Origin of the sequence: Oceanobacillus kapialis, from assembly GCF_044790185.1 — a bacterium.
GTDB lineage: Bacteria > Bacillota > Bacilli > Bacillales > Amphibacillaceae > Oceanobacillus_B > Oceanobacillus_B kapialis.
Window position 1 is genome coordinate 2,070,565 of the sequence record NZ_CP085256.1, and the last position, 13,047, is coordinate 2,083,611.

At 38.6% G+C, this 13,047-nt stretch carries 12 protein-coding genes; all 12 read right to left on the reverse strand.

The features are described 5' to 3' along the window. Positions 1-151 precede the first annotated feature (151 nt). Positions 152-598 carry a GatB/YqeY domain-containing protein gene (locus LG273_RS10910; RefSeq protein ID WP_379564521.1) on the reverse strand — a complete coding sequence of 149 codons (447 nt, stop codon included), beginning with the start codon at positions 596-598 and terminating at the stop codon, positions 152-154. A gap of 15 nt (positions 599-613) precedes the next feature. After that, positions 614-790: a 30S ribosomal protein S21 gene (gene rpsU / locus LG273_RS10915; RefSeq protein WP_010650937.1), complete on the reverse strand. Its 177-nt coding sequence runs from the start codon at positions 788-790 to the stop codon at positions 614-616. A 141-nt stretch (positions 791-931) separates the two neighbouring features. Continuing rightward, entirely contained in the window at positions 932-1,603 is a 672-nt protein-coding gene (gene deoC, locus LG273_RS10920; protein WP_404453508.1) for a deoxyribose-phosphate aldolase, read from the reverse strand. 29 nt (positions 1,604-1,632) lie between these two features. Beyond that, a complete protein-coding gene (gene mtaB / locus LG273_RS10925; RefSeq protein WP_404453511.1) occupies positions 1,633-2,976 on the reverse strand; it encodes a tRNA (N(6)-L-threonylcarbamoyladenosine(37)-C(2))-methylthiotransferase MtaB in 1,344 nt (447 codons plus the stop codon). Then, positions 2,964-3,734 carry a 16S rRNA (uracil(1498)-N(3))-methyltransferase gene (locus tag LG273_RS10930; RefSeq protein WP_404453514.1) on the reverse strand — a complete coding sequence of 257 codons (771 nt, stop codon included), beginning with the start codon at positions 3,732-3,734 and terminating at the stop codon, positions 2,964-2,966. The genes mtaB and LG273_RS10930 overlap by 13 nt, the downstream gene beginning before the upstream one ends. A gap of 22 nt (positions 3,735-3,756) precedes the next feature. Next, entirely contained in the window at positions 3,757-4,698 is a 942-nt protein-coding gene (prmA, locus tag LG273_RS10935; RefSeq protein WP_379564529.1) for a 50S ribosomal protein L11 methyltransferase, read from the reverse strand. Positions 4,699-4,796: 98 nt separating this feature from the next. After that, entirely contained in the window at positions 4,797-5,921 is a 1,125-nt protein-coding gene (gene dnaJ / locus LG273_RS10940; protein ID WP_379564531.1) for a molecular chaperone DnaJ, read from the reverse strand. 248 nt (positions 5,922-6,169) lie between these two features. Continuing rightward, complete coding sequence (gene dnaK / locus LG273_RS10945; protein ID WP_379564533.1) at positions 6,170-8,011, reverse strand: molecular chaperone DnaK; 1,842 nt, start codon at positions 8,009-8,011, stop codon at positions 6,170-6,172. Positions 8,012-8,041: 30 nt separating this feature from the next. Then, on the reverse strand, positions 8,042-8,623 hold the full coding sequence (grpE, locus tag LG273_RS10950) for a nucleotide exchange factor GrpE (protein WP_404453519.1): 582 nt from the start codon (positions 8,621-8,623) through the stop codon (positions 8,042-8,044). A gap of 83 nt (positions 8,624-8,706) precedes the next feature. Then, complete coding sequence (gene hrcA, locus LG273_RS10955) at positions 8,707-9,738, reverse strand: heat-inducible transcriptional repressor HrcA (RefSeq protein WP_379564537.1); 1,032 nt, start codon at positions 9,736-9,738, stop codon at positions 8,707-8,709. Positions 9,739-9,929: 191 nt separating this feature from the next. Then, positions 9,930-11,087: a radical SAM family heme chaperone HemW gene (gene hemW / locus LG273_RS10960; protein ID WP_379564706.1), complete on the reverse strand. Its 1,158-nt coding sequence runs from the start codon at positions 11,085-11,087 to the stop codon at positions 9,930-9,932. Between the two features lie 74 nt (positions 11,088-11,161). After that, positions 11,162-12,970, reverse strand: coding sequence for a translation elongation factor 4 (gene lepA, locus LG273_RS10965; RefSeq protein WP_379564539.1), 1,809 nt, complete (start codon positions 12,968-12,970; stop codon positions 11,162-11,164). Positions 12,971-13,047 lie beyond the last annotated feature (77 nt).

Here is a 13,047-nt window from a genome sequence, read left to right on the forward strand (position 1 = left end):
TAAATAGTACCATAATTTGGTGTCTGTTTGTAAACATTAATGAAATATGGATTTTAATAAAGTTAAACTTTATTAGGTGAGGGGGCAGGATAAATAATTTCTTTGTACGTAAAAAACCCTTGCTATAATAGCAAGGGTTCCTTATTTGAAATTAGTTCAAATGCTGTTGTACGAGTTTGTTTATTTGGGAGCCATCTGCCTTACCTTTTACCTTTGGCATAATAGCACTCATTACTTTACCCATATCTTTCTTGGATGTTGCATTTACTTCCCGAATCGTTGACTGAACAATTGCCTCCAGCTCTTCATCTGTAAGCTGTTTTGGCATATATTCTTGCAAAATATTGATTTCAACTTCAAGTTTTTTAACAAGATCATCGCGTCCAGCTGATTTGAATTCTTGGAGGGAATCTTTTCTTTGCTTTAACTCTCTCGAAAGGATAGATAGTTCCTCTTCCTCATTAAGTGAGTCCTTACCAAGCTTAATTGATTCATTTTGCAATGAAGCTTTGACCATACGGATAACACTCAGTTTATCTTTGTCCTTCTGCCTCATCGCTTGCTTCATATCTTGATTCAGCTGTTCAAGTAGTTCCATGCTCTTGCACCCACTTTAGAATTTGCGCTTTCTAGCAGCTTCAGATTTCTTCTTACGCTTAACACTAGGTTTTTCATAATGTTCACGCTTGCGATATTCTTGCAGTGTACCACTTTTTGACACACTACGCTTGAAGCGACGAAGAGCATCCTCAAGAGACTCGTTTTTACGAACGCGAGTTGTATTTGACATGCTAATTTCCCTCCCTCCGAAGCACAAAAAAAATTGTACCGGCATATGGATTACCTATCACATGCCTTGTTAAAGTATAATATATTACTACATTTTGGTCAACAAATTATTTACATTCTATAGCAGATTTGCATAAAAAGTCTAATAATCGGAAGAACCGGCATTTCCTTTAATGATATCCACACCTGCGCTTGCTCCGATTCTGGTAGCCCCAGCTTCTATCATTGACTCTGTGGAAGCAAGATCTCTTACACCACCAGAAGCCTTTACACCCATCTCTGGGCCAACTGTTTCTCGCATTAATTTAATATCTTCAACTGATGCACCGCCTCCAGAAAAGCCAGTAGAAGTTTTTACATAATCAGCTCCAGCTGCTTTAGCTAACTGACAAGCGCGTATTTTTTCTTCCTCGGTTAACAATGATGTTTCGATAATAACTTTTGTTAAAGCTTTGCCTTTCGCCTCTTCCACTACTGCTGCAATATCTTTTTCCACCTGACCATCATTGTGCGCTTTAAGCTCACCCACATTTATTACCATATCCACCTCAGTAGCTCCATCACTGATCGCTTGTCTGGTTTCAAATACCTTCGTTTGGGTAGAATTAGCACCTAAGGGGAAGCCAATTACCGTACAAACTTTCACATCTGTGTTCTTTAAGTGCTCCGCACAAAAAGGCACCCAATATGGATTTACACAAACAGATGCAAAGTGATGTTCTTTTGCCTCTTCCACAATTTTTGTGATTTGTTCTTTTGTAGTGTTAGGTTTTAATTGAGTATGGTCAATATAACTTGCTAAATTATTGTGCATCGTCTCATCCTTTCATAATTAGGGAATAACTAATTTGCTACTGAAGTTACTTCATCCATTACCCTGACAAAAGTTCCTGTGTTATAAGGGTAGCCTGATTGGGTGATTTTTACACGAATAAGCTTTCCAATCATGTCTTGGGTCCCTTCGAAGCGTACCTTTAGATAATTATCCGTATAGCCTACAAGCATATTCTCATTTTTCCCCTCTTGCTCACGCTCTTCAGGTATTACTTCAAGCACTTCATTTTCATAGTTAGAAGCATACTCTTTTGCCAACTGGTTAGAAAGCTCAATTAATATATGCACGCGTTCATTTTTAATGTCTTCATCCACTTGGTTGTCCATTCTCGCAGCTGGTGTCCCTGTTCTTCTTGAGAAAGGGAACACATGAAGCTCTGAGTAGCCAATATCTTTAATAAAATCAAAGGTTTCTTGAAATTCTTCATCCGTTTCACCCGGAAACCCTACAATCACATCGGATGTTATAGCCAAACCTGGTAATGCCTTTCGAATCTTCGTTACTTTCTCTTTATAAAACTCGCTTGAGTATTTTCGGCGCATTCTTGCAAGTACTGTATCTGATCCCGATTGTAATGGGATATGTAAATGACGAACAATTTTCTCTGATTGATCTAATACTTCAATTACTTCGTCTGTAATCTGGCTAGCTTCAATAGAGGAAATTCGTATACGTTTCAAACCGTGTACCTTTGTTTCTAAATCCCTAAGTAACATGGCAAAATTATAATCTTTGCGATCCTCACCATATCCTGCTGTATGAATCCCTGTAAGAACAATTTCTTTATATCCTGCGTTGACAAGATTTTGAGCTTGCTTAATAACATTTTCAGGATCTCTTGAACGTAGTAGACCCCGAGACCATGGGATAATACAGAAAGTGCAGAAATTGTTACATCCTTCTTGTATTTTAAGAGAAGCCCGTGTTCTATCCGTGAATTCCGGAACGTCCATTTCTTCAAAAACACGGTTCTTCATAATATTGGTAACCCCATTTATAGGCTCTCTTGTTTGTTTATGCTCTTCAATATATTGAATCATGTTTTTGCGGTCCTGTGTCCCAACAACGATGTCAACACCGGGGATCTCCATAATTTCACCAGGTGAGGTTTGGGCATAACAGCCTGTTACACAAACAATGGCTTCAGGGTTTTTCCTAATTGCACGTCTGATTACTTGTCTACTTTTTTTGTCCCCTGTGTTGGTAACAGTACAGGTATTTATAACATAAACATCAGAATCATGGTCAAAATCAACCCGTTCATAGCCTTGGTCCATGAACATTCGCCATATCCCTTCTGTCTCATAGTGATTTACCTTACAACCTAAAGTATGAAATGCTACAGTTGGCATTCATTCCACCTCAATTCTTCAAAATGATAGGAAATACTTGCAAGTATATATAGGGCAGCTGTTTCTGTACGTAAAATTCTTGGACCTAAACGAACCGGGTGAAAGTCAGCTTCTTTTAAGCGTTCTGCTTCTTGTTCTGCGATACCACCTTCTGGACCAATAAGTACAAGTAATTTTTGCCCTACTTTTATCTTCTTTAAAATGTCGCCGTAAGCTTGATAATGCTTTGTCTTGGCTTCTTCTTCATAAGCAAAGATCTTCACATCATAGTAATTGCTTTCTTCAATTAACTCTGTAAATGACATGGTTTGTTTAATTTCAGGGATGTGATTTCTGTGACTCTGCTCACTTGCTTCTTTCGCAATTTTTGCAAACCGCTCCGTCTTCTTCTGGAGCTTTTTATGATCCCATTTTACCACAGAACGTGCTGCCTGCAAGGGAATAAAAGCTTTAGCACCAAGTTCCGTCCCCTTTTGGATAATGAGATCAAGCTTGTCCCCCTTAGGCAATCCTTGAACAATGGTAACGTCAATTGGAAGCTCCACAGATTGATCCAACCATTCAACCACTTTACTATAGACGGCGTCTGACTCAATGGAGGATATCTCACAGCGTGCAGCGTGGCCATCAGGATGGTTGCAAATTATTTTGTCCCCTGGCTTCATACGAACGACTCGGTTAATATGATGAATATCGTCACCTGTAATCGTCACTGACTCTAAATGCCAATTTTCTTCTGGTACAAAGTAACGTTGCACGTCTTACACACCTACTTCCATGTTACGATTCCTTTTTTGCTACAATTGAAACCCAATCTTCAAGTTCGTTCACCTGGATAATGGTAAAGCCTTGCTCTTCAAGTTTAGATCTCACAAGTTGCTTTTTGTTTTGAATAATCCCTGAAGTAATAAAGTAACCACCTTGCTTCAGGTTTGTCCATGCTTCTTCGACAAAGCGCACAATAATTTCAGCAAGAATATTAGAAACAATAACATCAGCCTGATCGTTGACATGATCGAGGAGATTATTTTGCTTAGCTTGAATCTTCTCACCTAGCTTATTCAATTTTGCATTTACTCTTGTACTTGTCACGGCAACGTCATCCAAATCAAAGGCATCTACCTTATCAGCACCAAGTAAAGCTGCTGCTATACTCAATACCCCTGACCCTGACCCCACATCAATAACCTTATCGCCATCTTGTAAAAATTGTTCCAGTGCCTGGATACTTAATACAGTGGTTGGGTGTGTTCCTGTCCCGAATGCCATTCCAGGGTCTAATTCAATGATAATTTCGTCACTGGATACAGGTTCATATTCTTCCCACGTTGGCGTAATCGTAATTTTTTTCGAAATTTTAACCGGCTTGTAGTACTTTTTCCATGCTGTAGCCCATTCTTCTTCATTTACTTCACTTAATGAAATTTCATTACGACCAAGATCAATATCATATAGCAATAATTCATTAATTGCTTGCTTAATTTCCTCAATTGTCTCGCCAAAAAAGCTATTAACTGGAAGATACGCCTTTATGTACACACCTTCCTCAGGATATTCAGAAGCATCCAACTCATATATTTCACCAAAGGGAGAAGCATGTGCTTTAGCCAAATCCATTGGGTCTTCAATTACAAGTCCACTTGCACCTGTCTCATGAAGAATATTGGAAATTGGCTCAATTGCTTCGTTTGTGGTATGGATACATACCTCTGACCATTTCATTACCGCTCACCCATTTCTTTGGAGAAATTTGAATTTATGCTTAAACATCAACATATATCTGTTTCTCTCCTAATATGTACACGGTGCATTATGCACCGCTATTCACTCTTAAATGCTTTTTTAAAGCGTTGGAATAAAGAGCTTTCCTGCTCATCTGTCGCTTCATTTCCAGCTATTTCATTAAATTCTCTTAACAATTCTTTTTGGCGTTCTGTTAAGTTAGTAGGTGTCACAACTTTCACTTTAATATGCTGGTCCCCTTGCCCATAACCTCGAACGTTAGGAGCACCTTTTCCTTTCATACGGAAAGTTTTTCCTGTTTGTGTTCCAGCAGGGATTTTCAACATTACTTTTCCATGGACTGTTGGTACTTCAACCTCGTCTCCAAGTGCTGCCTGGGTATACGTTAGTGGCAGCTCGCAGAAAATATGATCCCCTTCACGTTCAAAGAAATCATGCTGTCTTACTTGCACGACTACATATAAATCACCAGGAGGCCCTCCATTCACACCAGCTTCACCTTTTCCAGAAACTCTGATTTGCTGGCCTTCATCTATACCGGCTGGAATGGTGATGTGAATCTTCTTATGCTTTTTAACTCTACCAGAACCACCACATGTATTACACTTTTCTGGGATAATTTTACCTGATCCACCACAATGATTACAAACACGTTTGTTAACAACTCTACCAAATGGCGTATTCTGCTCCATATTCAATTGACCGGAACCATTACAATGGGAACAGGTTTTGGTTTTCGTACCAGGTTTCGCTCCTGAACCACTACATGTTTCACAGTTTTCTTCTTTAGGAATGTTAATGTCTGTTTCTTTTCCGAATATAGCCTCTTTAAAGTCCAGGACCATGGTATATTGCAGATCGGCACCTTGCTGTGGCGCGTTAGGGTCTCTACGTCTACCGCCACCTCCGAAAAACATATCAAATATATCTCCGAAACCACCAAAGTCTTGTGCTCCACCGCCAAAACCACCAAAACCCTGTTGGGGATCCGTATGACCAAATTGATCATACTGGGCACGTTTTTGTTCATTACTTAAAACTTCATAGGCCTCTTTCGCCTCTTTAAATTTATCTGAAGCATCTGCTTCTTTATTGACGTCCGGGTGATATTTTCGTGCTAGTTTTCGATAAGCTTTTTTTATTTCATCTTTTGAAGCTTCTTTATTAACCCCGAGCACGTCATAATAGTCTCGCTTACTCAATTCAAATCACTCTCCCGACACACGCTATTGCATAAATTTTATCATATCATCATTCTAACCTGCATGGCAAATCAACTTTGGATCCATGCTTTAGCTTTAAAAAGTTAGTAAAAATCTTACGTAGGTAACTGGTACAAATACCTACTTTTCACCTGCTGTAAAAAAGTCAAAGCCAAGAGAATCCTGACTTTGACTTTGGATTACAGGGTAACCTTACTTCCCACTAATAAATAGCGAGATATCCTGCATTATTTATTGTTTTTATCTTCTTCGTCATCTACTTCTTGGTAGTCAGCGTCAACTACATCGTCGTCACTGTTCCCTTGACCTTCCTGTCCTTGTTGAGCTTCTGCATCTTTTTGCATTTGCTCATACATTTTCACAGAAAGCTGTTGCACTTGCTCTTGCAAGGCGTCTTTTTTCTCTTTAATTTGATCAAGATCATCTGACTCTAAAGCTGTTTTCAATTCTTCTTTTGCAGCTTCTGCTTTTTGTTTCTCTTCGTCAGAAACATTGTCACCAAGATCTTTAATTGTTTTATCTGTTGTGAAGACAAGCTGGTCTGCTTCATTGCGAAGTTCTACTTCTTCACGACGCTTTTTATCAGCTTCAGCGTTTTCTTCTGCTTCCTGTACCATTTTTTCTACTTCATCATCAGAAAGACCAGAAGAAGATTTAATGGTAATGGATTGTTCTTTGTTTGTACCCATATCTTTCGCACGTACATTTACAATACCATTTGCATCAATGTCAAAAGATACTTCAATTTGTGGTACGCCTCTTGGTGCTGGTGGAATATCCGTTAATTGGAAACGACCAAGTGTTTTGTTATCAGCAGCCATTTCACGCTCCCCTTGTAGTACGTGAATATCAACAGCAGTTTGGTTATCAGCTGCAGTAGAGAATACTTGTGAATGACTTGTTGGAATCGTTGTATTGCGTTCAATCAATTTAGTAAATACAGAACCCATCGTTTCGATACCAAGAGAAAGTGGAGTTACGTCAAGTAATACAACATCTTTTACATCACCTTGAAGTACGCCACCTTGAATCGCTGCACCAAGAGCTACAACTTCATCAGGGTTAACACCTTTTGAAGGATCCTGACCAATTTCACGTTTGATTGCTTCTTGTACTGCTGGAATACGTGTTGAACCACCAACAAGGATAACTTTATCAATATCACTTGAAGAAAGATCTGCATCTTGCAATGCTTTTCTTGTAGGTACCATTGTACGCTCTACTAGGTCTGAAGAAAGTTCTTCAAATTTAGCACGCGTCATATTCATTTCTAAGTGAAGTGGTCCTGCTTCACCAGCTGTAATAAATGGTAGAGAAATTTGTGTTTGAGATACACCAGAAAGATCTTTTTTCGCTTTTTCTGCCGCATCTTTAAGACGTTGTGTTGCCATTTTATCTTTAGAAAGATCAATGCCATTCTCTTTTTTGAATTCTTGCACCATGTAATCAATAATCACATTGTCAAAGTCATCCCCACCAAGTCTGTTATCACCTGCTGTTGAAACAACTTCAAACGTACCGTCACCAATATCTAGGATAGATACATCAAAGGTACCACCACCAAGGTCGTAAACTAGAATAGTTTGATCTTGGTCTTCTTTATCAATACCATATGCTAGTGCTGCAGCAGTTGGTTCGTTAATAATACGTTCAACTTCAAGTCCGGCAATCTTACCAGCATCTTTTGTTGCCTGACGTTCTGCATCGTTGAAGTAAGCTGGGACTGTAATAACAGCTTTTTCTACTTTCTCGCCGATATAATCCTCTGCATAGGATTTAATATGCTGAAGAATAATAGCGGATACTTCCTGTGGTGTATATTCTTTGTCTTCAATTTTAACTTTATAATCTGTACCCATATGACGTTTAATGGATTGAATGGTGTTTGGGTTTGTAATTGCTTGACGTTTCGCAACTTCACCTACTTGACGCTCACCATTTTTAAAAGCAACAACAGATGGTGTTGTACGGTTACCTTCCGGGTTCGGGATAACAACAGCTTCTCCGCCTTCCATTACAGACACACATGAGTTTGTTGTACCTAAATCAATACCAATTATTTTACTCATCTTCCATTTCCTCCTTAACTGCGCTTCTCTTTATTTATTCACTTTAACCATTGCTGGTCGAATAACACGATCTTTAAGTATATAACCTTTTTGTAATTCTTCTACTACGGTGTTAGCTTCTAATTCGTCATCTTCAACTTGCATAACTGCATGATGAAGATTTGGATCGAATTCTTTTCCGGTTGTTTCAATTTCCTCTACACCAGCATTTTTCAAGGCATCTTTAAGCTGGCGGTATACCATGGTGATCCCCTCAACAAGGCTTGCGTTTTCTTCAGTGCTTTCTACTTGAAGCGCCCTCTCAAAGTTATCTACCGCTGGTAATAAATCATTTACCAAGTCTTGTGATTTATATTTTCGGTCTGCTTCTTTTTCTTTTTGCGTTCTTTTCTTGAAGTTATCAAACTCTGCTTGTAAGCGTAGATAGCGTCCGTTGATTTCTTCTTTCTCTTTGTTTAATTTGTCTACTTCCTGTTGCAGGGGGTTCTGAACTTCTTCTTCGTTTCCAGCCTCTTCTAAGATACTTTCTTCTGAATCAATTACCTCTATATGATCTGATTCATTATTTTCAGCTTCATTCTCTCTTACAACATCTTTTTCCTCGTTTTCCACTCTGTGCCACCTCCTAATATATCATCCTGTTAGACTATACCATCTAAAGGGCTATTGATAAAACGGTCTGCCTCTAAACTGTTTTACTCATTGTTTTTATACCATAAGTACAGCGCATCTGTCATTTCATTCGATACAATGTTAAGTAATGAAATGACCTTCTTGTATTCCATTCTCATCGGACCTAGAAGGGCAATGGTCCCAAGTTGTCCATCGCCTAATTGATAGGAGGAAGTAATCAAGCTAAAATCCTTAATGGCTTCTACTGCATTCTCTTTCCCAATCGTGACATTAATACCATGCTCCGTATGTTTTAATAAGCTGATGATCTCTTCTTCTTTATCCATCATTGTAAAGAAAGACCGGATTTTATCAACATCATTAAATTCTGGCTGTCTTAAAATATTGGATTTCCCACCAATATAAAGTTTGACCGGATGATCCGACAAAAATGCTGCCTTTAAATAGTTATAGGATGTATCGAAATCATCAACATACATCTTCATCATTTCTGCAATTTCGGTATTAAAGATTTCCTGAAGCTTTAAAATAGGAACATCATGCAACCGATTATTCAGGATATTTACCATTCTCTCCAAATCGGATGGGTTCACTTCAGCAGGTATAGAAAAGGACCGGTGTTCTACATGACCTGTGTTTGTAACAAGGATGGCAACTGCCGTGTTGGCTGATAAAGTTATCAACTGGACTTGTTTAAGCTTTGTCTCAAATAACTCTGGACCCAATATAATAGATGTATAATTGGTTAATTCCGAAAGCACTTCAGCAGACATTTGAACAATTTGTTCAAACTCGAAAAAGCCGTCCTTTAACATATGGCTAAGAACATTTCCATCCTGAGCCTTGCCTGCAGGCGAAATCAAATGATCTACATAATACCGGTATCCTTTTTCGGACGGTACTCTACCAGAAGAGGAATGTGTTTTCTCCAGATATCCTTGCTCTTCTAAGTCTGCCATCTCGTTTCGAATAGTAGCCGCACTATATGGTATATGCTCTTTCTTTGATATTGCTCTAGACCCAACAGGATGAGCTGACTCGATGAAATCATCAATAATGACTTGTAGAATCAACAATTGCCTTTCTGTTAACATGATGATCACCCCTGTTAGCACTCTATACCGGTGAGTGCTAATTCTAATTATAAATTATCAAAACGACTTTTTTTTGTCAATGAACATGCATATCTAAACTAAAAATTCAACATAAGAACCAACTACAGGAGCAGTTGGTTCTTATCATAGCTTGTCCTTTGCTCAGTAGTACATTCATCAAAAGGCTCGCCTTATATCGTTACAGGTTCATCAAGTAAGAAGCGTTCAAATACTTCATTTGCTAAAAGTAAACCATCACTTGTAAGTCGTAAACTTTCTCCAGTATCGACCAACCAGCCTCTCCATATAAGTTCGTTGACTTCCTTTTTATACAAACTGTCTGTTGTCATACCAAATTTTTCTTGGAAGTGTCTTTTATTAACACCCTTTATTCTCCGTAGCCCAAGAAACATTTCCTCTTCTATTCTTTCCTTCATTTCTATCTTATCCATATGAAGAATCGGATGACCATCCAGCATCGCCTGCTTCGTGTACGCAGGAAGTGGTTTAATATTGCCATACCGATTGCCTGGTAAATAACCGTATGCACCTGCACCAAACCCGTAATAGTATTCATTTCCCCAGTACGTTAAATTATGCTTGCTCTCATAGCCAGGTTTGGCAAAGTTACTTATTTCATATTGCTCGATTCCATGAGCTTTTGTGGTCTCTCTTAATAAATGATACATCTCTACTTCTTCTTCTTGAGCGGGACGATGAAGCTTCCCTTTTTTATGCCTCTGATAAAAAACTGTTTTGGGCTCAATTTGCAAAGCATAAGTAGATAGGTGAGGAAGTCCGAACGCCATAGCCTCTGACAAGGAGTCCTCAAACTGTCTGACTGTTTGTTTTGGTAGTGCATAGATAAGGTCAAGACTAATATTATTAAACCCATGCTGTTTTAACCCATTAACAGTCTTATAAACATCCTTCACCTTATGCAGTCTGCCAAGTTCTTCTAGCTTTTCATCATCAAACACCTGTACCCCAAGGGAAATTCGGTTTACCCCATATGCTGCAAGTAGCTGGATTTTTTCTTCATCAAAATCCCCTGGGTTCGCTTCAATGGTATATTCTTCACAGGATGGTACATCAAATTTCTTATCGATAATATTCAAAAGAGTTGTAAGCTGAGTTACTGTGAGTGCAGTAGGAGTCCCACCACCAATGAAAATAGTTTTCACTTTCGCTTTTTCGCCTGGTACATTTATATGAATTTCATTTGCAAGGGCCTCAATGTATTCCGTAGCCAGCTTTTCATTAAAGAAAAACTTGGTAAAATCACAATAGTGACAGATTTGTTCACAAAACGGAATATGAATATATACCGACTGAATTTCGTTTTTCACTGTAAATCCTCCAATGTAAAAGGAAAAGGGAAACTCGTCGGCTTTAACAGCCACAAGTTCTCCCTCCTTTACGATTAATCATCATTCATTTGCAAGACGGCCATAAATGCTTCTTGTGGAACCTCCACAGAGCCTACCATCTTCATTCGTTTTTTACCTTCTTTTTGTTTCTCTAACAATTTACGTTTCCGGGAGATGTCCCCTCCGTAACATTTTGCCAGCACATTCTTACGCATCGCCTTAATAGTGGAACGAGCAACAATTTTATTTCCAATCGCTGCTTGTACTGGTACTTCAAACTGTTGTCGTGGTATAAGTTCTTTTAACTTGTCTACAATTTGCTTTCCTCTTTCGTAAGCAAAATCTCTGTGAACAATAAAGGAAAGTGCATCAATAGTTTCACCGTTAAGAAGAATATCCATTTTAACTAGTGATGATGTTCTGTAACCAATTAATTCATAATCAAAAGAAGCATACCCTTTTGTTTGTGACTTTAATTGATCAAAGAAATCATATACGATTTCGGATAATGGAATGTTATAAACTACATTAACTCGAATTTCATCCAAATATTCCATATCAATAAACTGTCCACGCTTTTTCTGTGTAATTTCCATTACAGCCCCTACGTATTCATTAGGTACCATAATAGTAGCTTTTACAAACGGTTCGCGTATTTCTTGAATTTGTTGAGGATCTGGCATGAGTGATGGATTGTCCACCTCTACTAATTCCTCATTTGTTTGTTCTACTTCATAGATAACACTTGGAGCTGTAGTAATTAACTCGATATTAAATTCTCTTTCAATTCGTTCTTGAATAATTTCCATATGCAATAGTCCAAGGAAACCACAACGGAAACCAAATCCCAACGCTTGTGATGTCTCAGGTTCATATTGTAAGGAAGAATCGTTTAATTCAAGTCGCTCAAGAGCTTCTCTTAGATCATTATAGTCATTTGAATCAACCGGGTAAAGACCACAGAAAACCATTGGGTTCAGTTTACGGTAGCCTGGTAATGGCTCTGCAGCAGGTTTTTCAGCAAGGGTAATGGTATCCCCTACTCTAGAATCTCCAACATTTTTAATCGAGGCTGTAAGGAAGCCTACATCACCAACTGTCAGTTCCTTTTTACTGATTGGCTTTGGTCCAAAAACACCAAGTTCATTCACTTCAAATGTCTTACCGGTTGCCATCATTTTAATTTTATCGCCGACCTTCACAGAACCTTCCTTAATACATACATAAGCGATAACTCCACGATATGGGTCGTACAGGGAATCAAAAATGAGTGCTTGAAGCGGTTCATCCGGGTTGCCTGCTGGTGCAGGAACAGCTTCTGTAATTCGTTCAAGAATGTCCTCAATACCGATGTTTGACTTGGCACTGGCTAGAATAACGTCATCACCATCAATGCCAATGACGTCTTCTAATTCCTGCTTCACACGTTCTGGGTCAGCACTTGGCAAGTCTATCTTGTTAATAACCGGAATAATTTCTAAGTCATTATCCAGTGCTAAATAAACATTTGCCAACGTTTGGGCTTCTATGCCTTGTGCTGCATCCACTACAAGAATCGCGCCCTCACATGCCGCTAAACTTCTGGAAACTTCATATGTAAAATCCACATGCCCTGGTGTGTCTATTAAATGAAATATAAATTCTTCTCCGCTTTTGCTCGTATATTGTAACTGTACGGCATTTAGTTTAATTGTAATACCACGTTCTCTTTCCAGATCCATTGCATCCAATAGCTGGTCTTTCATTTCACGTTCAGATATCGCTTTCGTATTCTCTAAAATTCGATCAGCTAACGTAGACTTCCCGTGGTCAATATGGGCGATTATCGAAAAGTTACGAACATTTCTTTGCTTTTTTGCCATTAGTGGTGTTCACTCCTACACGCCTTTTATCCATGAAAAAGATAAAAGCTCCAAATTTATCGCTGTATCATTGTGAT

Bases quoted from the DNA above. Each gene is read 5' to 3' on its own strand.
- prmA (WP_379564529.1), bottom strand. From the start codon at position 4,698: ATGAAATGGTCAGAGGTATGTATCCATACCACAAACGAAGCAATTGAG.
- LG273_RS10910 (WP_379564521.1), bottom strand. From the start codon at position 598: ATGGAACTACTTGAACAGCTGAATCAAGATATGAAGCAAGCGATGAGG.
- mtaB (WP_404453511.1), bottom strand. From the start codon at position 2,976: ATGCCAACTGTAGCATTTCATACTTTAGGTTGTAAGGTAAATCACTAT.
- lepA (WP_379564539.1), bottom strand. From the start codon at position 12,970: ATGGCAAAAAAGCAAAGAAATGTTCGTAACTTTTCGATAATCGCCCAT.
- hrcA (WP_379564537.1), bottom strand. From the start codon at position 9,738: ATGTTAACAGAAAGGCAATTGTTGATTCTACAAGTCATTATTGATGAT.
- deoC (WP_404453508.1), bottom strand. From the start codon at position 1,603: ATGCACAATAATTTAGCAAGTTATATTGACCATACTCAATTAAAACCT.
- rpsU (WP_010650937.1), bottom strand. From the start codon at position 790: ATGTCAAATACAACTCGCGTTCGTAAAAACGAGTCTCTTGAGGATGCT.
- dnaK (WP_379564533.1), bottom strand. From the start codon at position 8,011: ATGAGTAAAATAATTGGTATTGATTTAGGTACAACAAACTCATGTGTG.